17 protein-coding genes are annotated in these 23,875 nt (G+C 71.0%); 9 read left to right on the top strand and 8 right to left on the bottom strand.

Features of this window, described 5'->3' with window-relative positions; all coding sequences use genetic code 11:
• Positions 1 to 89: 89 nt before the first annotated feature.
• Complete coding sequence (locus BG418_RS33515) at positions 90 to 2,078, bottom strand: amino acid transporter (RefSeq protein ID WP_223185813.1); 1,989 nt, start codon at positions 2,076 to 2,078, stop codon at positions 90 to 92.
• A 238-nt stretch (positions 2,079 to 2,316) separates the two neighbouring features.
• Here BG418_RS33515 and BG418_RS33510 point away from each other — a divergent pair, with 238 nt between their 5' ends.
• The 3 genes from BG418_RS33510 to BG418_RS33500 all read left to right on the top strand — a co-directional run bounded on the left by BG418_RS33510 (position 2,317) and on the right by BG418_RS33500 (position 4,628).
• Positions 2,317 to 3,678 (top strand): glutamine synthetase family protein, encoded by a 1,362-nt coding sequence (locus tag BG418_RS33510; protein WP_188277833.1) that lies wholly within the window; start codon positions 2,317 to 2,319, stop codon positions 3,676 to 3,678.
• 113 nt (positions 3,679 to 3,791) lie between these two features.
• Positions 3,792 to 4,136, top strand: a complete 345-nt coding sequence (locus BG418_RS33505) for a VOC family protein (RefSeq protein ID WP_188277832.1) — start codon at positions 3,792 to 3,794, stop codon at positions 4,134 to 4,136.
• Positions 4,137 to 4,268: 132 nt separating this feature from the next.
• Positions 4,269 to 4,628 carry a 5-carboxymethyl-2-hydroxymuconate Delta-isomerase gene (locus BG418_RS33500; RefSeq protein ID WP_188277831.1) on the top strand — a complete coding sequence of 120 codons (360 nt, stop codon included), beginning with the start codon at positions 4,269 to 4,271 and terminating at the stop codon, positions 4,626 to 4,628.
• Here BG418_RS33500 and BG418_RS33495 read toward each other — a convergent pair.
• The 7 genes from BG418_RS33495 to BG418_RS33465 all read right to left on the bottom strand — a co-directional run bounded on the left by BG418_RS33495 (position 4,625) and on the right by BG418_RS33465 (position 14,826).
• The gene (locus BG418_RS33495; RefSeq protein ID WP_188277830.1) at positions 4,625 to 5,650 is read right to left on the bottom strand and encodes a PD40 domain-containing protein; all 1,026 of its coding nucleotides are present in this window, start codon (positions 5,648 to 5,650) and stop codon (positions 4,625 to 4,627) included. The genes BG418_RS33500 and BG418_RS33495 overlap by 4 nt on opposite strands.
• Positions 5,647 to 6,906 carry an MFS transporter gene (locus BG418_RS33490; protein WP_188277829.1) on the bottom strand — a complete coding sequence of 420 codons (1,260 nt, stop codon included), beginning with the start codon at positions 6,904 to 6,906 and terminating at the stop codon, positions 5,647 to 5,649. Before BG418_RS33490 ends, BG418_RS33495 begins: the two co-directional genes overlap by 4 nt.
• Position 6,907: 1 nt before the next feature.
• Positions 6,908 to 7,798 carry an alkaline phosphatase family protein gene (locus BG418_RS33485; RefSeq protein WP_188277828.1) on the bottom strand — a complete coding sequence of 297 codons (891 nt, stop codon included), beginning with the start codon at positions 7,796 to 7,798 and terminating at the stop codon, positions 6,908 to 6,910.
• 209 nt (positions 7,799 to 8,007) lie between these two features.
• Entirely contained in the window at positions 8,008 to 10,998 is a 2,991-nt protein-coding gene (locus BG418_RS33480) for a bifunctional [glutamine synthetase] adenylyltransferase/[glutamine synthetase]-adenylyl-L-tyrosine phosphorylase (RefSeq protein WP_188277827.1), read from the bottom strand.
• 98 nt (positions 10,999 to 11,096) lie between these two features.
• A complete protein-coding gene (locus BG418_RS33475; RefSeq protein WP_399001656.1) occupies positions 11,097 to 11,996 on the bottom strand; it encodes a phosphatase PAP2 family protein in 900 nt (299 codons plus the stop codon).
• 150 nt (positions 11,997 to 12,146) lie between these two features.
• Positions 12,147 to 13,169: a LacI family DNA-binding transcriptional regulator gene (locus BG418_RS33470; RefSeq protein WP_317453847.1), complete on the bottom strand. Its 1,023-nt coding sequence runs from the start codon at positions 13,167 to 13,169 to the stop codon at positions 12,147 to 12,149.
• A 25-nt stretch (positions 13,170 to 13,194) separates the two neighbouring features.
• Positions 13,195 to 14,826: a glycoside hydrolase family 13 protein gene (locus tag BG418_RS33465; RefSeq protein WP_188277824.1), complete on the bottom strand. Its 1,632-nt coding sequence runs from the start codon at positions 14,824 to 14,826 to the stop codon at positions 13,195 to 13,197.
• Positions 14,827 to 15,139: 313 nt separating this feature from the next.
• On the opposite strand from BG418_RS33465, the gene BG418_RS33460 reads away from it, so the two are divergent.
• The 6 genes from BG418_RS33460 to BG418_RS33435 all read left to right on the top strand — a co-directional run bounded on the left by BG418_RS33460 (position 15,140) and on the right by BG418_RS33435 (position 23,793).
• A complete protein-coding gene (locus tag BG418_RS33460) occupies positions 15,140 to 16,414 on the top strand; it encodes an extracellular solute-binding protein (RefSeq protein ID WP_188277823.1) in 1,275 nt (424 codons plus the stop codon).
• A gap of 57 nt (positions 16,415 to 16,471) precedes the next feature.
• Entirely contained in the window at positions 16,472 to 17,479 is a 1,008-nt protein-coding gene (locus BG418_RS33455; protein WP_188277822.1) for a carbohydrate ABC transporter permease, read from the top strand.
• A 2-nt stretch (positions 17,480 to 17,481) separates the two neighbouring features.
• The gene (locus tag BG418_RS33450; protein WP_188277821.1) at positions 17,482 to 18,345 is read left to right on the top strand and encodes a sugar ABC transporter permease; all 864 of its coding nucleotides are present in this window, start codon (positions 17,482 to 17,484) and stop codon (positions 18,343 to 18,345) included.
• Between the two features lie 600 nt (positions 18,346 to 18,945).
• On the top strand, positions 18,946 to 20,589 hold the full coding sequence (locus BG418_RS33445; protein WP_188277820.1) for a glycoside hydrolase family 13 protein: 1,644 nt from the start codon (positions 18,946 to 18,948) through the stop codon (positions 20,587 to 20,589).
• Positions 20,574 to 21,611 carry a LacI family DNA-binding transcriptional regulator gene (locus BG418_RS33440; protein ID WP_188277819.1) on the top strand — a complete coding sequence of 346 codons (1,038 nt, stop codon included), beginning with the start codon at positions 20,574 to 20,576 and terminating at the stop codon, positions 21,609 to 21,611. Before BG418_RS33445 ends, BG418_RS33440 begins: the two co-directional genes overlap by 16 nt.
• A gap of 139 nt (positions 21,612 to 21,750) precedes the next feature.
• Positions 21,751 to 23,793 (top strand): NB-ARC domain-containing protein, encoded by a 2,043-nt coding sequence (locus tag BG418_RS33435; RefSeq protein ID WP_188277818.1) that lies wholly within the window; start codon positions 21,751 to 21,753, stop codon positions 23,791 to 23,793.
• Positions 23,794 to 23,875: the final 82 nt, after the last annotated feature.

Here is a 23,875-nt window from a genome sequence, read left to right as displayed (position 1 = left end):
CGCACTCCCCCCATAGGCGCAGATGGTAAGGGAGGGAGCGCGACGCGCGGCAGGGCGGGGTCGGCCAAGATCAGGCCAACCGGCCGGAATCAGCCGACGTGGACGCGGGGCCGGCGCTTGCGGTCCGGCTCGGCCCGGCGCAGCACCTCACGGGTGACCGGCGCGACCTCGCCGTCGCCGAAGACCAGGAAGCGCAGCAGATGGCTGAGCGGATGGCCCTCGGTCCAGTTGAAGTACGCGTGCGGCACCTGCCCGGTGCGGTCGCGCAGCTTCATCATCACGGCCGCGATGGTGTTGGGCACGACCGCGCCCTCCACCCGCAGCCTGCGCACCCCGTGCTTCTCGGTGCCGTGCACGGTGAGCTCGGTGGTGAAGTCCGAGGAGTTCTGCACGAACACCTCCAGGAACAGCACCGGCCGCCCGTCGGGGATGTGCGTCTCCTCGCGCTGGCTGTACTCCTTGGCGCGGTACTCCGCCGTGGAGTGCTCCTGCGGCTCGTTGGCGATCAGTCGCAGCGGGCCGCTCTTCGCCGCCTCGTCGATGAACCGGCTCGCGGCCTCGTCGAAGGTGACCTCGGTGGCCCGCAGCTCGAAGGCCCGGTGCACCCGGGAGGCGAACGACGACAGCAGGATCGCGACGATGAAAAGCAGCGCGATCTTCAGTCCGTCGGGCCGCTCGATGACATTGGTGACCAGCGTGTACGCGAACACCGCGGTGATCGCGCCGAAGCCGAGGGCCGCGCCCCGCTTGCCCCGGTGCAGCACGGCCACGGTGGAGGCGAACGACGCCGAGAGCATCAGGACCAGGACACCGGTCGCGTACGCACCGCTCTGCGCGTCGACGTCGGCGTCGAACCACCAGGTGATGAAGAAGGCGATCGCCGCGAAGATCAGCACCAGCGGGCGCACCGCGCGGGTCCACTCCGGGGCCATGCCGTAGCGCGGCAGATAGCGCGGCACCAGGTTGAGCAGTCCGGCCGTCGCCGAGGCGCCGGCGAACCAGAGGATCGCGATGGTCGAGATGTCGTAGACCGTGCCGAACGCCTCGCCCAGCTGCTGATGGGCGAGGAAGGCGAGCGCGCGCCCGTTGGCGTCGCCGCCCGCCTTGAACTCCGCCTCCGGGATCAGGATCGTCGTGGCGAGGCTGGAGACGAGCAGGAAGCCGCTCATCACGATCGCCGCCGTGGTGAGCAGCTTGCGGGTGTCGCGGATGCGGCCCAGCGGCTTGTCGTGGGTGTCGGAGGCGTCGCCGGTGATCTGCGGCATCACCGCCACGCCCGTCTCGAAGCCGGACATGCCGAGCGCGAGCTTGGGGAAGACCAGCAGCGCCACGCCGACCATGGCGAGCGGCGAGGAGTGCGCGGCGCTGGCGGCGTGCCACCAGTCGTCGATCACCACGGGCTCGGTGGCGATCTTCCCGACGGCGGTGGCGAGCACCACCAGGTTGAGCGTCAGATAGACGGCGACGAGCACCACGGCGACACCGATGGCCTCCTTGAACCCCTTGAGGAAGACCGCGCCGAGCGCCGCGACGAGAGCCAGCGTGATCCAGAGGTTGGAGCCGTGCAGCCAGCTCGGGGCGAAAGGATTCTCCACAACGTGGGCCGAGGCGTCCGCGGCCGACAACGTGATGGTGATCATGAAGTCGGTGGCCGCGAACCCGAGCAGCACCAGGACGAAGATCTTCCCCGCCCACCACGGCAGCAGCCGCTCCAGCATGGCGATGGAACCCTCGCCGTTCGGCGACTCCTTGGCCACCCGGCGGTAGACCGGCAGCGCGCCGAGCAGCGTCAGGGCGATCAGGACGAGCGTGGCCATCGGCGAGAGCAGCCCGGCCGCGAGCGCCGCGATGCCCGGCTGGTAGCCGAGCGTCGAGAAGTAGTCGACACCGGTGAGGCACATGACACGCCACCAGCTGTGGCCCTTGTGCTCCTGGGGCGGGGTGCCGTGCGGCCCCTGGTGGCGTGCGGACTGCTCCGAGAGCCCGTCCAGCAGCCAGGCCCGCCAGCGCGCGGCGGCAGGTGCCGGCGCGGGCGGTGCGGTGACGGTATCCGGGGGCTCCATCTGGGTGCCGGTCATGCTGCGGTCTCCATAGCGGTACGGAGGTCAGCCGTACCAAGTCGTTCTGCGGGCAACGAGGAGCGAGTATCCCTCACGCCCTCGCCGGGAACGGCACCCGGTGCGACTGTGGGGAGGGGACGTGCCGCACGTCATATCGGGTGCGTAATGTGTCGGTAATCCCGGGCCTCGATACTGATGCTTCCCTCTCATGCCCGGGCGGTGGTGCACAGACCGTCTGAACTGCAAGGATGTGGCTATGGACAAGCAGCAGGAGTTTGTGCTCCGCACTCTCGAAGAGCGTGACATCCGGTTTGTGCGTTTGTGGTTCACCGATGTGCTCGGCTTCCTGAAGTCGGTTGCGGTGGCTCCTGCCGAGCTTGAACAGGCGTTCGACGAGGGCATCGGCTTCGACGGCTCGGCCATCGAGGGCTTCGCCCGGGTGTACGAGTCGGACATGATCGCCAAGCCGGACCCGAGCACCTTCCAGATCCTGCCGTGGCGCGCGGAGGCCCCGGGCACCGCGCGGATGTTCTGCGACATCCTGATGCCGGACGGCTCCCCGTCCTTCGCGGACCCGCGCTTCGTCCTCAAGCGCATCCTCGCCAAGACCTCAGACCTGGGCTTCACCTTCTACACCCACCCCGAGATCGAGTTCTTCCTGCTGAAGGACAAGCCGCTGGACGGCACCCGCCCGGTGCCCGCCGACAACTCCGGTTACTTCGACCACACCCCGCAGAACGTCGGCATGGACTTCCGCCGCCAGGCGATCACCATGCTGGAGTCGATGGGCATCTCGGTCGAGTTCAGCCACCACGAGGGCGCGCCGGGCCAGCAGGAGATCGACCTGCGCTACGCGGACGCGCTCTCCACGGCCGACAACATCATGACGTTCCGCCTGGTCATGAAGCAGGTCGCGCTCGAACAGGGCGTCCAGGCGACGTTCATGCCCAAGCCCTTCTCGGAGTTCCCCGGCTCCGGCATGCACACCCACCTCTCCCTCTTCGAGGGCGACCGCAACGCGTTCTACGAGTCGGGCGCCGAGTACCAGCTCTCCAAGGTCGGCCGCTCCTTCATCGCGGGTCTGCTCAAGCACGCCGCCGAGATCGCCGCGGTCACCAACCAGTGGGTCAACTCCTACAAGCGCATCTGGGGCGGCTCGGAGCGCACCGCGGGCGCGGGCGGCGAGGCCCCCTCGTACATCTGCTGGGGCCACAACAACCGCTCGGCCCTCATCCGCGTGCCGATGTACAAGCCCGGCAAGACGGGCTCCGCCCGCGTCGAGGTCCGCTCCCTCGACTCCGGCTGCAACCCCTACCTCGCGTACGCGCTGCTGCTCGCGGCCGGCCTCAAGGGCATCGAGGAGGGCTACGAACTCCCGGCGGGCGCGGACGACGACGTCTGGGCCCTCTCCGACTCCGAGCGCCGCGCGATGGGTATCGAGCCCCTGCCGCAGAACCTCGGCGAGGCGATCACGCTGATGGAACGCAGCGAACTGGTCGCCGAGACCCTCGGCGAGCACGTCTTCGACTTCTTCCTGCGCAACAAGAAGCAGGAGTGGGAGGAGTACCGCAGCGAGGTCACGGCGTTCGAGCTGCGGAAGAACCTGCCCGTTCTGTAGGGATCTTGGGGCATTCGGGTGCTCCCGGCGGGCGGGTCGGTCCGCCGGGGTGTGTCATGGCAGGGGCGGACGCGAAGCCGTCCCGTGACACGCACTTCGAGGAGTACATCCCCATGACCCAAGGCCTCAAGACGATCATCTATCCCGTCAAGGACATCGCCGCCGCGAAGGCCCTGTTCAGCGGGCTTCTGGGCGCCGATCCCGTGATGGACGAGCCGTACTACGTGCAGTTCAACGCGGCGGGCCAGGAAGTGGGGCTCGATCCGAACGGGCACGGCAAGGGGATGACCGGGCCGGTCCCGTACTGGCACGTCGACGACATCGAGAAGAGCGTGAAGGCGCTGCTCGACGCGGGGGCGCAGCCGCTCCAGGACGTCCAGGACGTCGGCGGCGGCCGCCGCACCGCGTCGGTGAAGGACGCGGACGGCAACGTCATCGGGCTGGTCCAGCCGTCCTGACGCCGTCCTCGTACGACCGGGAGGCCCGCCCCCGCGCCGGGGCGGGCCTCCCGGCGTCCGCGGCGTCGGACGGCACAGAGATACTGCCTGGCGGGAGCCGGCCGGTTCCGCCGTGCGAGAAGAGGATTGAGCATGCCGTTCGTCACCGTCGAGTACTCCGACCGCCTCGCCGAGACCTTCGACCGCCGGGCCTTCGCGAGCGAGGTGCACACCACCGCCCCGGCGATCATCGACGCCCCGACCACGGCCTTCAAGTCCCGCTTCCGCCGTATCGAGGAGGCGTACTTCGGCGAGGGCGACGACGACCTCGACGTCGTCTTCATCCAGCTCTCGATCCTCACCGGCCGCACCCAGCAGGCCCGCGAGCAGCTGAGCGAGACGGTCCTGGACATCGCCCGCAAGCACGTGACGGCCCCGCAAGGCCGCCGCCTCCACCTCACGGTCGAGGTCCGGGAGATGGAGCGGGCGTCCTACCGCTTCGACAAGGACTAGCCCAGATACGCCGGAGCCAGCCCCGCCGTCAGCAGGCGGTGAGGCTTTCCTGTGCCGTCGGCCGGGAGCGTGTAGAGGTCGGCGCCGTAGTCGCCCGGCAGGGAGTACGTCACCGTCTTGTCGTCCTGCCAGACCAGTTGGTCGTCGACGCTGCGCGGCTCCGCCAAGGGGGTCTCGTGCATCGTCGTGAGGTCCAGGACGTACAGGCGCCAGGGCGCGTCCGACGGGAGGCCGGGGACGCGTTTCTTGAAGGCCAGGCGGGTGCCGTCGGGGGAGAGGGACGGGCACTCCAGGTTGGTGCGCAGGGTCGTGACCCGGCGGGTTTCCAGGTCGCCGCGGATCAGGTACGTCTTGCCGGACGTCGCCATCGTCGCGTAGAAGTGGCGGTCGTCGGACGCGAAGGTGACGCCCCAGAAGTTGACGTCCGAGGCGTGGTACGTCTTGCCGTCCCGCTCGATCGTGAAGTCTTCGAGTGTTTTGGTGAGTTGGCCGGTGTGCGTGTCCAGGATCGCCGTGCGGGTGGAGAAGTTGGTGCCAGCGTACGAGTCGCCGCCGACGAAGACCGTCCAGGCGGCCAGCTTGCCCGACGGGGATACGCGGGCCCGGGTCGGGATGCCCGGGACGTCGTAGTGGGCGCGCTCCTTGAGGTGCGCGTCCAGGACCACCGCGCGGTAGGTCGTCTGCACCGTGCCCCGCTCGGCCCGCAGGCACACCCCGGTCCCGCCGGCCGCGTAGAACCGCAGGCACTTCACGCCGGAGGCGGTGCGCGGCCCCGACGGATCGCCCGCCGGGACCGTGGCGAGCTCGTCGCGGTGCGGGCCCCAGGCCATGTTGCGGAAGACGATCCGGCGCCCGGCGTCCGGGGCCAGCGACACCTGCCCGGCGCTCACCGGCGGGCCGCCCGCCTGCACCTGGTTCTTGCGGTCGGCCCGGCTCGACGCGTGCAGCACGGACGCGATGCCCACGCCCGCGAGCACGACCAGCGCCGTCGCGAGGATCAGCACCTTGTTGCGCAGACTCATGCCGCGGCCACCTCCGTCGAATCCGTCGGCCGCAGCAGCATCGCCCCCGCCGCGCACACGGTGAGGGCCAGCGCCGCCGTGGAGAGCGCCGTGCGGTCGCCCCACGCCGTCCACGCCGCGCCGAACGCGATCGAGCAGACGAAGCGGGCCGACGCCTGGCCGGTCTGGATCAACGCGAGTCCGCTGGAGCGCAGTTCGGCCGGTACGGAACCGGCCGCCGCGGCCATCAGGACGCCGTCGGTCGCCGCGTAGAACAGACCGTGCAGGGCGAGCACGACGTACGGGAGCGCCGCGCCCTGCCAGCCCGGCAGCAGCAGGCCGTACGCGCACAGCAGGGCCGCGTGGCCGCCGAGGAAGACCCGCCAGCGGCCCACCCGGTCGGCGAGCCGGCCCAGCGGGACCGCGAGCAGCAGGAACGCGGCCGCCGTGCCCAGCGGCAGCAGCGCGAACCAGCGGTCCGGCACATCCAGGCGCCGCTGGAGCAGCAGGTAGACGAACGAGTCGCTGACCGTGGCCAGGCCCAACAGCAGGGCGCAGAGGGTCAGTCGGCGTACGTCCCGCTCGGCAAGGAGCGCGAGCGCCGCCTTCAGGGACGGGCGCGGGGCGTCCGGCGCGCGCTCGGGGGCCGTGCGCGAGGGCACGAACAGCAGCAGGACGAGGACGCCCACCGCCGCCACGCAGAAGCTCACAGTGAACACCGCGTCGTAGCCGTCCACGGCCTGACGGAGAATCAGGAACGCGGCCAGCGGGCCGAGCAGCGCGCCCGCCGTGTCCATCGCGCGGTGCACCCCGAACGCCCGCCCGCGTGCCTCCGGCGCCGACGCCAGCGAGATCAGCGCGTCGCGCGGGGCCGTGCGCAGCCCCTTCCCGGTCCGGTCGACCGCGAGCACCGCGCCGATCATCGGCAGTGAACTCGCCACCAGGAGAAGGGGTTTGCACACCGCCGACAGGCCGTAGCCGAGTACCGCCACCGTCTTGTGGCGCCCGCCCCGGTCGGCCAGATGCCCGCCGACCAGGCGGACGAGCGCGCTGAAGCCGTTGTAGACGCCGTCGAGGAGGCCGAAGCCGAGCGGCGACAGGCCCAGGCCCGTGACCAGGTAGAGCGGCAGGACGGCCGTGACCATCTCGGACGAGACGTCGGTGATCAGGCTGACCGCGCCGAGCGCGAGCACCGTGGGGGCCACGGCGGACCGCCGCCCGGGGGTGAGCCGGGCGGCGGCCGCCGCAGGGGTGCTGCGGCTGTCTGCTACGTACACGTCAGGAAGCCCAGATGCCCGTGATGTCCGAGGCGTTGGCGGCCTGGCCGGCGTGCGTGGTGCCGTACATGTCCTCGATCGTGCGGAGGATGTTGTAGTGGTTGTACGTCGCCGAGGACGAAGACCCCGGGGTCACCGGCTGCCCGTACAGGACGGTCGGGATCTTGTTGCCCGCGAGCCGGTTGTCCTCGTCGAAGGTGACGACGAGCAGGCTGTTGTGGGTCTTGGCCCAGGTCGCGTACGCGCCCAGGTTCTTCTTCAGCCAGGTGTCACCGGTCGAGACCGAGCAGTCGTGCATGTCGCTGCACAGGTTGGGCGTGACGTACGAGACCGTCGGCAGCGTGCTGTAGTCCGTCGGGAACTGCGTGAAGGTCTTCGCGCTCGACGTCGGGACGTTGGAGAAGCCGAACCACGGGTTGTGCTTCTGCGCGTACTTGCCGCTGGTGCACACGGTCGAACCCTGGCTCGGCAGCGACTCGTTGTAGCTCGCCCAGGTCTTGCCCGCGGCCATCACCTCGGACGCCAGGTTGGGCGCGGAGGAGAAGCCCGGGGTGACGCAGCTGTCGTCCGTGATGCCCTGCGTGGAGCCGGAGAACATCGCGTAGTAGTTGGGCTGGCTCGGGTGCGTCTCGGCGAACGTCTGCGAGAGGTTGGCGCCGCCGCTCTTCAGCGAGTTGATGTACGGGGCGCTGGAGCTTCCGATGACCTGGTTGTACGCGTGGTTCTCGAAGACCACGACGACCGTGTGGTCGGGGGTGGGGACGCTCGCCGCCGCGTGCGCGGAGGACGTACCGCCGAGCCCGGCCCACAGGCCGACGGACGCGGCCACGAGGCCGACGGCGGAGAAGAGGGCGGTACGGGTACGGCGGCGGGGTATGGACCAGCCGGACACGGCGGATACCTCCGGTGAGGGGACGTGGGGGGCTGTGCACCGTGAGGTTAGGGCGGGCTGTTGAAGACGGGAAGATCCGTGCGGGTGAAGGTAGTGAGAACGGTTGGGGTACTTTGTCGGCTGGCCGTGCCCCGAAGTGGTTAGGGGCGCGGGGAACTGCGCGACCAGCCACCGACGGTCCGCAGTCGAAATGCGCCCTTACCGGCAGGCTACGCCCCGTAGAACAATCGCTCCACCACAGCGCGCGCCCGCCGCGTGACCCGCCGGTAGTCGTCCAGCATGTCCCCGACATGCCCCGGCTCGTAGCCGAGATAGCGGCCGACCGCCGCGAGCTCGCGGCCGTCGGACGGGAACGTGTCACCGGCACGGCCCCGCACCAGCATCACCCCGTTCCGCACCCGCGTGGCCAGCACCCACGCCTCGTCCAGTATCTCGGCGTCCTCGGTGGCGATCAGGCCCGCCGCGTGCGCCGCCGAGAGGGCGTCGCGGGTGCGGGTGGTGCGCAGGCCGGGCTCGGCCCAGCCGTGCTGCATCTGGAAGAGCTGGACCGTCCACTCGACGTCCGAGAGGCCGCCCCGGCCGAGCTTGGTGTGCAGCGTCGGGTCGGCGCCGCGCGGCATGCGCTCCGACTCCATGCGGGCCTTGAGCCGCCGTATCTCCCGTACCGCGTCCTCGCCCAGTCCCTCCGCCGGGTAGCGCAGCGGGTCGATCAGCTCGATGAACCGGCGCCCCAGCTCCGCGTCGCCCGCCATCGGCTCGGCGCGCAGCAGCGCCTGGCTCTCCCACACCAGCGACCAGCGGCGGTAGTACGCGGCGTACGAGCCGAGCGTGCGCGCCATCGGGCCGCTCTTGCCCTCCGGGCGCAGATCGGCGTCTATGAGCAACGGCGGGTCGGCGGTGGGGAGTTGGAGCAGCCGGCGCATCTCGGTGATGACCCGCGTGGCCGTCCGCGACGCCTCCTGCTCGTCGACGAACTCGCGCGGCTCATGGACGAACAGCACATCCGCGTCCGAGCCGTAGCCCAGCTCGTGCCCGCCGAAGCGGCCCATGCCGATGACCGCGAACCGGGTCGGCAGGGTCTCGCCCCACTCCGCCCGCACGGCGGCCCGCAGCGCGCCCGCGAGCGTCGCCGCGTTCAGATCGGTGACCGCGTTGCCGACCCGGTCGACCAGGGCGCCCGGGTCCGGCTCGGCGGGGCTGTCCTCGGTGCCGTACGAGCCGATGAGGTCGGCGGCGGCGGTGCGGAACAGCTCTCTTCGCCGTACGCCACGGGTCGCGGCGACCGCGCCCTCGGCCGTCTCGGCGCGGCCCACGGCGGCCAGTACCTCCTGCTCCAGATGCTCGCGGCCGCGCGGCTTCAGCCCCTCCGGGTCGCCCAGGATCGACACCGCCTCCGGGGCGCGAAGGAGCAGGTCGGGGGCGAGGCGGCCGGCCGAGAGGACCCGGGCCAGGTTCTCGGCGGCCGCGCCCTCGTCGCGCAGCAGCCGCAGGTACCACGGGGTCTTGCCGAGCGCGTCCGACACTTTGCGGAAGCCAAGCAGGCCCGCGTCCGGGTCGGCCGAGTCGGCGAACCAGCCGAGCAGTACGGGCAGCAGGGTGCGCTGGATGGCGGCCTTGCGCGTGACGCCCGAGGACAAGGCCTCCAGGTGCCGCAGCGCCGCCGCCGGGTCCGCGTAGCCCAGGGCCTCCAGGCGCTGCCCGGCCGCGCGCGGGCTGAGCCGGGTCTCGCCGGGCGAGAGCTGCGCGACGGCGTCGAGCAGCGGCCGGTAGAACAGCTTCTCGTGCAGCCTGCGCACCACGGCCGCGTGCTTCTTCCACTCCCGGTTGAGAGTGGTCACGGGCTCGGTGCGCAGACCCAGCGAACGGCCAAGGCGCCGCAGGTCGGCCTCGTCCTCGGGCACCAGATGCGTGCGGCGCAGCCGGTGCAGCTGGATGCGGTGCTCCATCGCCCGCAGGAAGCGGTACGCCTCGTCGAGCTGGGCGGCGTCCGCACGGCCCACATAGCCGCCCGCCGCGAGCGCGCCGAGCGCGTCCAGGGTGGTCCCGCTGTGCAGGGTCGCGTCGCTTCGGCCGTGCACCAGCTGGAGGAGCTGGACGGCGAACTCGACGTCCCGCAGCCCGCCGGGCCCCAGCTTCAGCTCGCGCTCGACCTGGGCGGCCGGGATGTTGTCGACGACCCGGCGGCGCATCTTCTGCACGTCGCTGACGAAGTTGTCGCGCTCGGCGGCCTGCCACACCAGCGGCGAGACCGCCTCGATGTAGGCCTCGCCCAGCTCCGGGTCCCCGGCCACCGGCCGGGCCTTGAGCAGCGCCTGGAACTCCCAGGTCTTGGCCCAGCGCTGGTAGTACGCGAGGTGGGAGGAGAGCGTGCGCACCAGCGGCCCGTTGCGGCCCTCGGGGCGCAGATTGGCGTCGACGGGCCAGATGGTGCCCTCGACGGTGGTCTCCGAGCAGATCCGCATCAGATGTGAGGCGAGCCGGGTGGCGGCCTGAATCGCCTTGCGCTCGTCGGCGCCCTCCGCGGGCTCCCCGACGAAGATCACGTCGACGTCGGAGACGTAGTTCAGCTCATGGCCGCCACACTTGCCCATCGCGATCACCGCGAGTCGGCACAGCGCCGCGTCCTCGGGGGCGGCGGTACGGGCTATGGCGAGGGCCGCGCGCAGGGTGGCGGTGGCGAGGTCGGCGAGCTCGGCCGCCGCCTCGGCCACATCCGTGGTCCCGCACACATCACGGGCCGCTATGGCCAGCAGGCACCGCCGGTAGGCGATCCGCAGCGACACCGGGTCGTCGGCCCCGGAAAGCCCGCGCTCGAACTCGGCGATCCCCGGATGCAGGTCCGCCGCCTCATAGGTGACCAGGGCGTGCCAGTCGTGCGGATGCCGGGCGAGATGGTCGGCCAGCGCCTCGGAGGCCCCCAGGACCCCGAGGAGGCGGTCCCGCAGCGGCTTGGCGGTGATCAGGGTGTCGAGCAGCGTGCGCCGCTCGGCCGGATCCTGGGCCTCCACGATCCGCACCAGGCCCGCGAGCGCCAGATCGGGGTCGGCGGTGGCGCCCAGCGCGTCCAGGAGCACCGGATCGGTGCGTACGGAGGCGAGCTCCGGGGCGTCCAGGCGCCGCTCGGCCGCCGACGGGTCGGTGAAGCCGTACCGCAGCAGCCTGGTGAAGGTGCTGCTCCTGCGCCCCGGCACCGCCGTCATCCCGCCGCCTCCCACCACCACGCGCCCGGCTCCGGCGCCGGATCAAGCTCAGGACGAGCCTAGCCGTAGCGGGCCGAGTGGTACCTGGTGAGAACCGGCTACGCGCGCGAGGTGCCCGCCACCACGCGGCCCCGTGGCGCGTTCTGGACCCGGCGGGAGAGGCGGTGCGGGAGCTTGCCGTACCAGGCGTACGAGACGAGGAAGCCGAACGAGAGGCACAGGATGCCGCCCACCGCGTCCAGCCAGAAGTGGTTGGCGGTGGAGACGATCACCAGCAGGGTCGCCGCGGGGTAGAGCAGGCCCAGGATCTTCGCCCACGGAGCCTTCGCGAGCGCGAAGATCGTCAGGCCGCACCACAGGGACCAGCCGATATGCATCGACGGCATCGCCGCGTACTGGTTGGACATGTTCTTCAGGTCGCCCGAGGCCATCGAGCCCCAGGTCTCGTGGACCAGGACGGTGTCGATGAAGTCGCCGCCGTGCATCAGGCGGGGCGGCGCCAGCGGATAGAAGTAGTAGCCGACGAGGGCCACGCCGGTGGTGGCGAAGAGGATCAGCCGGGACGCGGCGTACCGGCCGGGGTGCCAGCGGAAGAGCCACACCAGGACGCCGATCGTCACCACGAAGTGGAGCGTGGCGTAGTAGTAGTTCATCCCTACGATGAGCCATGTCACCGAGTTGACGGCGTGGTTGACGGACTGCTCCACCGCGATGCCGAGGTGGCTCTCGACCGACCAGATCCAGTCGGCGTTGTCGAGCGCCTGCGACTTCTGTTCGGGGACCGCGTTGCGGATCAGCGAGTACGTCCAGTAACTCACCGCGATCAGGAGGATTTCGAACCAGAGCCGGGGTCTGCGCGGGGTGCGCAGCCGCCGCAGCAGCGAGGGGGGCGGTGCCGGGACCGGCGGCGACGGCTCGTCCGGGACGGATGGGATGGACGCAGCCGACGGGGCGGGCGACGGGGTGTCCGCCGTACCTTCCGGTGTCTTCACGGTCATTTCACCCATAGCGAGAGAGTCTGCCAGACGGACATACCCCGTGCCGATCATCCTCCGGTCGGGTTCGATCCGCATCCGTACTCCCTACGGACGACGGACCGACCCTTACACCGAGCTTATTCCGGACCCGTGTACGGGCCCAGTCGAGCCCTACTTGGTAGTAGGCCCGGAGGCCGTTGAACCGCGAACCACCAGCTCCGGCATGAACACGAACTCGCTGTGCGGAGCGGGGGTGCCGCCGATCTCTTCGAGCAGTGCGCGGACCGCCGCCTGACCCATGGCCGTGACCGGCTTGCGGATCGTGGTCAGCGGGGGATCGGTGAAAGCTATCAGGGGCGAGTCGTCGAACCCGACGACCGAGATGTCCTTCGGTACGTCGAGTCCGGCCTGGCGCGCGGCGCGGATCGCGCCGAGCGCCATCATGTCGCTGGCGCAGACGATCGCGGTGCAGCCCTGCGCGATCAGCGCGGTGGTCGCGGCCTGGCCGCCCTCCAGGGTGTACAGCGAGTGCTGCACCAGCGACTCGGCCTCGGCGGGGGAGAGCCCGAGCCGGTCCTCCATCGCCGCCGTGAACCCCTCGATCTTGCGCAGTACGGGGACGAACCGCTTGGGCCCGACCGCGAGTCCGATCCGGGTGTGGCCGAGCGCCGCGAGATGGGTGACCGCGAGCCGCATCGCCGCCCGGTCGTCGGGCGAGATGAACGGCGCCTGCACCTTGGGCGAGAAGCCGTCGACCAGGACGTACGGGACGCCCTGGGCGCGCAGTTGCTCGTAGCGGTCCATGTCGGCCGTGGTGTCGGCGTGCAGTCCGGAGACGAAGATGATGCCGGAGACGCCGCGGTCGACCAGCATCTCGGTGAGCTCGTCCTCGGTGGAACCGCCGGGGGTCTGGGTGGCGAGCACCGGCGTGTATCCCTGGCGGGTGAGCGACTGGCCGATGACCTGGGCGAGCGCCGGGAAGATCGGGTTCTCCAGCTCCGGCGTTATCAACCCGACCAGACCGGCGCTGCGGCGGCGCAGCCGCACCGGCCGTTCGTAGCCGAGGACGTCGAGCGCGGCCAGCACGGATTCGCGGGTGCCCGCGGCCACACCGGGCTTGCCGTTGAGCACGCGGCTGACTGTGGCTTCGCTGACCCCCGCCTGGGCTGCGATGTCGGCAAGCCGTGCGGTCACGGGGTTGGACTGTACCGGTCGCACGTCAGATTGCCCACCAGACGGCGGATTCGGCGGGGATCGTGACATTACCGCCGGTGAACTCCAGGGGTGCCGTGGCGATCAGCGGCCGTCCCGGGACGGCCAGTTCGACCGCACAGGCACCGGTGTTGACCGTGCACACGAACCCCGGCCGGGCGAACGCCAGCATGTCGGCGGGCGCCTCCAGCCACTCCATCTCCCCGTCACCGAGCCCCGGAAGCGCACGCCGCAGCGCGAGCGCGGAGCGGTAGAGCTCCAGCGTGGAGCGCGGATCACCGGTCTGCGCCTCGATGCTCAGCCCGGCCCATGCGGCGGGCTGCGGCAGCCAGCTCCCGCCACCGCCGAAGCCGTACGAGGACCCGTCGGCGGTCCACGGAATCGGCACCCGGCAGCCGTCCCGGAACCCGTCCTGGCCCTCGGCGCGGAAGAACGACGGGTCCTGGCGCACCTCGTCGGGCAGGTCGGTCACCTCGGGCAGGCCCAGCTCCTCGCCCTGGTAGATGTACGCGGAGCCGGGCAGCGCCAGCATCAGCAGGGCCGCGGCCCGCGCCCGGCGCAGGCCCTGCTCGCCGCCGCCGTACCGGGTCGGGTGGCGCACCACGTCGTGGTTGGAGAGCACCCAGGTGGTGGGGGCGCCGACCGAGCGGGTCGCGGCCAGCGAGGCGTCGACGACCTCGCGCATCTCGGCCGCGTCCCAAGGGCAGTTCAGGAACTGGAAGTTGAACGCCTGGTGCAGTTCGTCCGGCCGTACGTACAGGGCCAGGCGCTCGGGAGAGGGGGCCCACGCCTCGGCGACCGCGATGCGCTGGCCGTCGTACGAATCGAGCAGGCGGCGCCAGCTGCGGTGGATCTCGTGGACGCCGTCCTGGTCGAAGAACGGCAGCTCCTGGGCGCCGATCAGCTTGGCCTGCTCGCGGGCGCCGATGTCGGGCAGTCCCTCGGCCTTGACCATGCCGTGGGCCACGTCGATGCGGAAGCCGTCGACGCCGAGGTCGAGCCAGAACCGCAGTACGGACTCGAACTCGGCCCGCACGTCCGGGTGTTCCCAGTTGAGGTCGGGCTGCTCGGGGGCGAACAGGTGCAGATACCAGTCCCCGTCCTCGGTACGGGTCCAGGCGGGGCCGCCGAAGACCGACTCCCAGTCGTTGGGCGGCGCGGCCGGGCCCTGGGCGGGCACGGCCGACCGCTTGCCCGGGTGGAAGTGGTAGCGCTCGCGCTCCGGGCCGCCGGCGAGCGCCGCGCGGAACCAGCTGTGCTGGTCGGAGGTGTGGTTGGGGACGATGTCGACGATGACGCGCAGACCGAGCCGATGGGCCTCGCGGACCAGGTCGTCGGCGTCCTGGAGGGTGCCGAAGAGCGGGTCGACGGCCCGGTAGTCGGCCACGTCGTAGCCGCCGTCGGCCTGCGGGGAGGCGTAGAACGGGGTGAGCCAGACGGCGTCCGCGCCGAGCTCCGCGAGATGCGGCAGGCGGGCCCGGATGCCGGGCAGGTCGCCGATGCCGTCGCCGTCGCCGTCCGCGAAGGAGCGGACGTACACCTGGTAGATGACGGCGTCGCGCCACCAGTCGGCGGCCGGGGTGTCGGTGTCCGGGGTGCGGCCCGCGGTGGCGGGGGGCGTGGTCAGCTCCTGCGTCATAAACGGGTCCCTCTCCAGTGGCCTGAAACGGTGTCCTGCGCCTACGGGATCAACGCCGCTGCACCCCGAAGGTAACAGTCTTGCAAGGTCTTGCGGAAGTCTTGCAAGCCTGCTGTCGACCTCTCTGTCATGCCCGTGGAGTGCCAAGAGCCCCGCTGGCAAGGCGCGTGACGGCAACCGTGTGGACACGTGGATGTAACGATCGACCCGCCTTGCAGAAATTCTTCGCAAGGTCTTTCGGTCTTCTTTCATCCTTGTTACGTTCCTGGCGATCCGGCGCCGTGATGGCGCGGCACCCGTTGAAGGAGTTCACATGCGACGTGGCATAGCGGCCACCGCGCTGGTCGCGACACTGGCGCTCGCGGCGACGGCTTGCGGCGGCAGTGACAGCAGTGACAGCGGTGACAAGAAGAGCTCGGGCGAGCTCTCCGGCACCGTGACCTGGTGGGACACCTCGAACGACACCGAGAAGGCGACCTTCCAGAAGATCGCCGAGGACTTCCACACGCTGCACCCCAAGGTCACCGTCAAGTACGTCAACGTGCCGTACGGCGACGCGCAGAACAAGATCAAGAACGCCTTCGGCAGCGGCTCGGACGCGCCGGACGTCATCCGCTCCGACGTCGGCTGGGTCGCCGACTTCGCCTCGCTGGGCTACCTGGACAAGGTCCCGGACGCCAAGGCCAAGGAAGTGGACTCCGCGTTCCTCAAGCAGGCCGCCGCCAGCGGCAAGTACGACGGCACGATGTACGCCGTACCGCAGGTCATCGACACCCTCGGCCTCTTCTACAACAAGAAGATGCTCAAGGACGCGGGCGTCCAGCCGCCGAAGTCGCTCGACGAGCTGAAGACCGCGGCCGCCACGATCAAGTCCAAGACCGGCAACACCGGCCTCTACCTGCGCGGCGACGACTCGTACTGGTTCCTGCCGTTCATCTACGGCGAGGGCGGCGACCTCGTCGACGCCAAGGGCAAGAAGGTCACGGTCGACGGCCCCGCCGGGGTCAAGGCGTTCAAGGCCGCCCGTGACCTGGTCACCTCCGGCGCCGCGATCACCAACGCCACCGACGGCTGGAACAACATGGAGACCGCCTTCAAGTCGGGCAAGGTCGCCATGATGGTCAACGGCCCCTGGGCCGTCGCGGATGTGTACGCCGGTGACCAGTTCAAGGACAAGTCCAACCTCGGCGTCGCCGCGGTCCCGGCCGGCTCCGCCGCCCAGGGCGCCCCGCAGGGCGGCCACGACCTCGCGGTCTACGCGGGCTCCAAGAACCTCGATGCCTCGCACGCCTTCGTCGACTACCTGACCTCGCAGAACGTCCAGGTGCAGACCACCAAGGCGCTCAGCCTGCTGCCGACCCGGACCGCCGCGTACGACCAGCCGGACGTCAAGTCCAACGAGATGGTCCAGTTCTTCAAGCCGGCCGTCGACAAGGCCGTCGAGCGCGCCTGGATCCCGGAGAACGGCTCCCTCTTCGAGCCGCTGAAGCTCCAGTTCACCAAGGCCGTCACCGGCGCCTCGTCGCCCGAGGACGCGGCCAAGGCCTCCGGCGAGGCCTTCCGCAAGATCCTCAAGGGCTGGAAGTAACGGACGGGTCGAGCAGTCCGGCAGGTACGAGACGGTACGGAGATAGGTAGTCCTGACATGACTGTCCACACCGACCGGTCGACGGCGAAGGCCGCGGGCGACAGCGCCCGCGGCCGGGCCCGCGCGACCGGCGAGCGCCCGGGCCGGCTCCGGCGCGCGCTATCGACGCACTGGTACGCCTGGACGATGGTCGCCCCCGTGGTGATCGTCCTCGGCGTGATCATCGGCTGGCCGCTGGGCCGGGGCGTCTACCTGTCGCTGACCGACGCCAACGAGCGCAACGTCGGCCGGACGATCGGCGCCAACCACATCGCGGCGACGTACAAGTTCGTCGGGTTCGACAACTACACGAGCGTGCTCCAGGACCCCGTGTTCCTGCAGCGGCTGGTGTGGACCGTGGTGTGGACGGTGTGCTGCGTCTCCATCACGTTCCTGCTCGGCCTGGGCCTGGCGAACATGCTCAACCGGCAGTTCCGGGGCCGCGCGGCCTACCGGATGATGCTGATCCTGCCGTGGGCGGTGCCGGGCTTCGTCTCGGTGTTCGCCTGGCGGTTCCTGTTCAACCGGGACAACGGCCTGCTGAACAAGGTCCTTGACGGCGGCGGCATTTCGGCGATCCCGTGGCTGGACGACCCGACGTGGGCCAAGGTCTCGGTGATCGCGGTCAACGTCTGGCTGGGCGTGCCGTTCATGATGGTCGCGCTCCTGGGCGGCCTCCAGTCGATCCCCGGCGAGCTGTACGAGGCGGCGGAGATGGACGGGGCCGGCCCGTGGAAGCGGTTCCTGCACATCACGGTGCCGGGCCTGCGGGGTGTGTCGTCGACGGTGATCCTGCTCTCCACTATCTGGACGTTCAACATGTTCCCGGTGATCTTCCTGCTCACCCGGGGCGGTCCCGGCGACTCCACCGAGATCCTGGTGACGCAGGCGTTTCGCCAGGCGTTCGTGGAGAGCCCGCGCGACTTCGCGGGGTCGGCGACGTGGGGCGTGCTGATCCTGGCGGTTCTGATGATCTTCGCGCTTGTGTACCGGCGGTCGCTGCGCAAGCAGGGAGAGGTGTGGTGACGATGACGTCTTCTGTACGGAGTGAACGTGACGGGGCCGTGCGCGGCAAGCGCTCGCCGCTGGCGTCCTTCGGCCTGCACGCGACGCTGATCGTGGCGTCGATCATCGCGGTCTTCCCGGTGCTGTGGGTGCTGCTGACGTCGCTGAAGCCGGCGAAGTACGCGATGACCACGGACTTCTTCAAGGACACGACGCTCGACAACTACCGCTATCTGGTGGACAAGACGAGCTTCTTCACGTGGTTCGGGAACTCGGCGCTGATCGCGGGGGTGACGACGGTGCTCGGCGTCTTCATCTCCGCGACGACGGGTTACGCGGTCAGCCGCTTCCGGTTCCCCGGCATGCGCCCCCTGATGTGGACCCTCCTGATCACCCAGATGTTCCCGATGGCGATCCTGATCGTCCCGCTCTACAACCTGATGGGCCAACTGGGGCTGCTGAACCAGCCGGTGGGCCTGATCATCACGTATCTGACGATCGCGGTCCCGTTCTGCGCCTGGATGATGAAGGGGTTCTTCGACGGGATCCCGGTGGAGATCGACGAGTCGGGGCGGGTGGACGGGCTGAACCCGTTCGGTACGTTCTGGCGGCTGATCCTGCCGTTGGCGAAGCCGGGGCTCGCGGTGACGGCGTTCTACTCCTTCATCACGGCGTGGGGCGAGGTCGCGTACGCGTCGGCGTTCATGGTGGGGGACGAGCATCTGACGCTGGCGGGCGGGTTGCAGACGTTCGTGACCCAGTACACGGCGAACTGGGGCCCGATGACGGCGGCGTCCGTGCTCATCGCCATCCCGGCGGCGGTGTTCTTCCTGTTCGCGCAGAAGCATTTGGTGGCGGGGATGACGGCGGGGGCCACAAAGGGATGACCCCCACCCCGCCCGTTCCCTTAACTCTCCGAGGGTGGGTGGGGGTTGAGGCCCCGTTTCCGGAACCCCTTCGCGGGCCCTGCGGCCCCTGCACCCCTCGGGGCTCCGCCCCTCAGACTCCCCGCCGGGGTTCCGCCCCGCTCCCCGGCGGGGCTTGCACCCCCGGAGGCTCGGTTCTTCGACTGCGGGCCGGCGGGGGCTGGTCGCGCAGTTCCCCGCGCCCCTTAAGGCACCTCCGACACCTCCGGCGCGTGGGGATCGGGGTCCGGGGCGGAGCCCAGCCCCGGCGGGGTGCAGGCCCCGTGTACCCACCCACCCAACGGGGGGTGCGGGGTACAGCCTCGCTCGCCCACCCACCCCAGCGGGGTGCAGGGGCCGCAGGCCCCGCCCGGGGTTTGGGGGCGGAGCCCCCGAGGGGGTGCAGGGGCGCAGCCCCGCTCGGGGGGCCGGGGGCGTAGCCCCCGGGAGACGTCCTTCGTTCCCGCCCGGCCGCCCGCCCAGGGCTTTAGGGAAGGGGCGGGGTGGGGAGCCGCCCGCCGCAGGCGCCGCCCACCCGCACCCGTCCCGTACACCACCACCAACCACCACCCCAGGGAAGAAATGACCCCGCACCTCACCGCGACCGCCGAAACCCGCACCACCTGGTGGCAGGACGCCGTGATCTACCAGGTCTATCCGCGCAGCTTCGCCGACGCCAACGGCGACGGCATGGGCGACCTCGAAGGCGTGCGGTCGCGCCTGCCGTACCTCCGGGACCTCGGCGTCGACGCCGTCTGGCTGTCGCCCTTCTACGCGTCCCCGCAGGCCGACGCCGGCTACGACGTCGCCGACTACCGCGCCATCGACCCGATGTTCGGCACCCTGCACGACGCCGACGCCCTCATCCGCGACGCGCACGCGCTCGGGCTGCGGATCATCGTGGACCTGGTGCCCAACCACTCCTCCGACCAGCACGAGTGGTTCAAGCGGGCCCTGCGCGAGGGGCCGGGCTCGGCGCTGCGGGACCGGTACCACTTCCGGCCGGGGCGCGGCGAGAACGGCGAACTGCCGCCCAACGACTGGGAGTCCATCTTCGGCGGCCCCGCCTGGACCCGTACAGCCGAGCCCGACGGCGAGTGGTACCTCCACCTCTTCGCCCCGGAGCAGCCGGACTTCAACTGGGAGCACCCCGCCGTCGCCGACGAGTTCCGCTCGATCCTGCGGTTCTGGCTGGACATGGGTGTGGACGGGTTCCGCGTCGATGTCGCCCATGGTCTGGTGAAGGCGGCGGGCCTGCCCGACATCGGCGGCGCCGACCAGCTCAAACTGCTGGGCAACGATGTCATGCCGTTCTTCGACCAGGACGGCGTCCACGCGATCTACCGCTCCTGGCGCCGCATCCTCGCCGAGTACCCGGGCGAGCGCATCGCGGTCGCCGAGGCGTGGACCCCGTCGGCCGACCGCACGGCCCTGTACGTACGTCCGGACGAGCTCCACCAGGCCTTCAACTTCCAGTACCTGGGCGCCCCTTGGGACGCCGAGGAGCTGCGGAACGTCGTCGACGACTCGCTCGCCGCCATGCGCCCGGTCGGTGCCCCCGCCACCTGGGTGCTCTCCAACCATGACGTGACCCGGCACGCGACGCGGTTCGCCAACCCGAGCGGCCTCGGCACCCAGTTGCGTACCCCGGGCGACCGCTCGCTCGGGCTGCGCCGCGCCCGGGCCGCCACGCTGCTGATGCTCGCGCTGCCCGGCTCCGCGTACATCTACCAGGGCGAGGAACTCGGCCTCCCGGACGTCACCGATCTCCCCGACGACGTACGCCAGGACCCCTCCTTCTTCCGCGCGGAAGGCCAGGACGGGTTCCGGGACGGGTGCCGGGTGCCGATTCCGTGGACCGTCGACGGGTCCTCGTACGGCTTCGGCAGCGGCGGGAGCTGGCTGCCCCAGCCCGACGACTGGGGGAAGCTGAGCGTCGAGGCGCAGGTCGGTGACGCGTCCTCCACGCTGGAGCTCTACCGCTCCGCCCTCGCCGTCCGGCGCGACCACCCCGGGCTCGGCCGGGGCACCGCCGTCGAGTGGCTGGACGCGCCCGAGGGCGTGCTCGCCTTCGCCCGGGACGGGTTCGTCTGCACGGTCAACTTCACGCGCGACGCCGTACGGATGCCCGTGCGCGGGGCGGTTCTGCTCGCCAGTGGTGAAGTCGTCCTGGACGGGAGCGAGTTCGACCTTCCCGGCGACACCGCGGTGTGGTGGACGGTGTGACCGAGGCCGGTCCGCGCCTCGCCGACATCGCCGCCCAGGCGGCCGTCAGCGAGGCCACCGTCAGCCGGGTGCTCAACGGGCGCCCGGGCGTCGCCGACCCCACCCGCCAGCGGGTGCTCGCGGCGCTCGACGTGCTCGGCTGGGAGCGGCCCGCGCGGCTGCGGCAGCGCAGTGCGGGGCTGATCGGGCTGGTGACCCCGGAGCTCACGAACCCGATCTTCCCGGCGTTCGCGCAGGCCGTCGAGCAGGTGCTCGCCGGACACGGCTACACCCCGGTGCTCTGCACCCAGCTGCCCGGCGGGGCGACCGAGGACGAGCTGGTCGAGCAGTTGGAGGAGCGCGGGGTCAACGGCATCGTGTTCCTCTCGGGGCTGCACGCGGACACCGCCACCGACCCCGGCCGCTATCTCGCGCTCGCCGAGCGCCAGGTGCCGTTCGTCCTGGTCAACGGGTACAACGACCGCATCCCCGCACCCTTCGTCTCGCCCGACGACCACGCGGCGATGGCGATGGCCGTGCGCCATCTCGCGGACCTCGGCCACACCCGGATCGGGCTCGCGGCGGGCCCGCCGCGCTATGTGCCCTCGCGGCGCAAGGCCGAGGGGTTCACGGCGGCGCTGGGGGAGCGCCTCGGACTGCGTACCGAGGAGGCCGCCGCGTACATCCGGCACACGCTCTTCAGCGTCGAGGGCGGACAGGTGGCGGCGGGCGCGCTCCTCGACCAGGGCTGTACGGGGGTGGTGTGCGCCAGCGACATGATGGCGCTCGGGGTGATCCGCGCGGCACGCGAGCGCGGGTTCGCGGTGCCCGGCGACGTGTCGGTGGTGGGCTTCGACGACTCCCAGCTGATCGCCTTCACCGACCCGCCGCTGACCACGGTCCGCCAGCCCGTCCAGGCGATGGCGACGGCCGCGGTGGGCGCGCTCCTGGAGGAGATCCACGGAAACCCAGTCCAGCGCACGGAGTTCGTGTTCCAGCCGGAGCTGGTGGTGCGCGGCTCCACCGCACGCGTACGGAAGTGAGCGGGCTTGGTTACGTTGATGGCGGGGCTTCGATCGTAACGAGCTGTTGAGTGACCAACTCTGGCCGTTTTCTGGTCGGTTCCGTCTGAACCGTGCGATGGGCTCGGGGCCCGGTCATCCTCTGGTCCAGACTGTGCGCGTGTTGGGGAATCTGCCAGCGGAGACCACGAGTTTCGTCGGCCGGTCGGTGGAACTGGCCACCCTGGACGGCCTGTTGCGCCGCAACCGGCTGGTCACGGTCACCGGGCCGGGCGGCGTCGGCAAGTCCCGGCTCGCGCTGCGGGCCGCGCGCGAGCGGCGGGAGTCCTGTCCCGACGGGGTGTGGTGGGTCGAGCTGTCCCCGCTGTGCGACCCCGTGCTGCTCGCGGCCACCGTCGCCGACCATCTGCCCGTCGCCGAACAGAGCACCCGCACCGCCGCCGAGGCGCTGTGCGGGTGGCTCGGCGACAAACAGCTCCTTCTTGTCCTGGACACCTGCGAGCACCTGGTCTCCGCCTGCGGCCACCTCATCGGCGAACTGCTCCAGACCTCGCCGGGGCTCACCGTCCTGGTCACCAGCCGGCAGCGGCTCGGGCGCCCGGAGGAACGTGTTTTCTCGCTGAGCCCGCTGCCGCCCGAGGGCGCCGCGCTCACCCTCTTCAAGCAGCGCGCCGCAGAGGCGGTCCCGCATCTGTCGCCCTCGTCCTTCGACGCCCCGGCCCGCGCGGAGGCGGCCGTCGCCGTCTGCCGCAGACTCGACGGCATCCCGCTGGCCATCGAACTCGCGGGCGCCCGGCTGCGGTTGTGGACCGTGGAGCAGCTGGCCGAACGGCTCGACTCACGGTTCGAGGTCCTCGCCGACACCCGCGCCGCCCGGCTGCCGCGCCACCAGACCATGCGCACCACCATCGGCTGGAGCCACGAGCTGTGCGCGCCCCTGGAACGTCTGCTGTGGGCCCGGCTCTCCGTGTTCGCCGGGGGTTTCGACCTGGACGCGGCCCGGGACGTCGCCGCGGGCGGACCGCTGGAGGCCGAGGGCGTCGCCCCGGCGCTCGCGGGACTCGCCGCCAAGTCCGTCGTACGGACCAGAACGCACCGCGGACGCTCCGGCTACCGGATGCTCGACACCATCCGCGAGTACGGCCGCCAGTGGCTGCGCGAGCTCGGCGAGGAGGACGAGGTCGCCCGGCGCCACGCCGAGCGCTGCCGCCGCCTCGCCCATGAGGCCGAGGCGGGCTGGATGGGCCCGGACCAGCTGGAGTGGTACGAGCGGCTCACCGCCGAACACGCCGATCTGCGCACCGCGTTGGAGTATCTGCTCGCCACCGACCCGGCGGCCGCGCTCGACATGGCGGCCTCGCTCTGGTTCTTCTGGTTCTGCTGCGGGCATCTGCGCGAGGGCCGCGACCACCTGGAGCGCGCCCTGGCGCTCGCCCCCGAACCGGGCCCGGCCCGCGACCGGGCGCTGTGGGCGCTCGGCATGACCGCGTTCCTCCAGGGCGACATGGAGACCGCCCTGCACCACGCCCGGCGGTGCGCCGAGGCCGCCACCGACACCGAGTCCGGGCTGCGCGCCGCCTATCTGCTCGGTGGGGCCATCCTGATGCCGGGCGACCCCGAAGGCGCGCTCGACGTGTGCACCCCGGTCATCGACGCGGCCGACATCGACTACTCGCCCGGCCTCGTCCTGTGCGTCCTCGCCCGGATCTACGCCCTCACCAACCTCGCCCGCTACGCCGAGGCCGCCGCCGAGGCGACCTGGCTGCGCGACCAGTGCGCCGCACGCGGTGAGCGCTGGATGCGGGCCTACGCCGACTACATGATCGCCGTCACCGCGCTCGCGCTCGGCCGCCCCGACGAGGCCGCCGTGCACGCGCGCGCGATGCTCGCCGGCAAGCGGCTGCTCCACGACAGCTTCGGCATCGCCCTCGGCCTCGACCTGCTCGCCTGCGCGCTGGCCGCCCAGGGCGAGGGCGAGGACGGCGCCCTGGTGCTCGGCATAGGGCAGAAGTGCTGGCGTACCGTCGGAAAGGCGCAGATGGGCGCGCCCCGGCTGACCGCCGTGCGCGAGGAGTGCGAGCGCCGGGCGCGGGCCACGCTCGGGGACCGCGCGTACGACCTCGCGTTCCGCCGGGGCATGAGCACCGGACTGGACCAGGGGCTCAGCTACGCCCTCAAGGGTGATTTCGCTCAAGGGAGTTGACGTTCTTCCCCGATGGCCGGTTCGCGCGGCTACGGTGAGTCGTACCGAACCGACTGTCCGTATGAACGACCCGTCGAAACGA

This window comes from Streptomyces sp. CBMA152 (assembly GCF_014596475.1).
In the GTDB taxonomy this organism is placed as follows: Bacteria; Actinomycetota; Actinomycetes; order Streptomycetales; family Streptomycetaceae; genus Streptomyces.
Note: the sequence above shows the minus strand (reverse complement) of the source record. Positions and strands in the feature narration are given on the sequence as shown.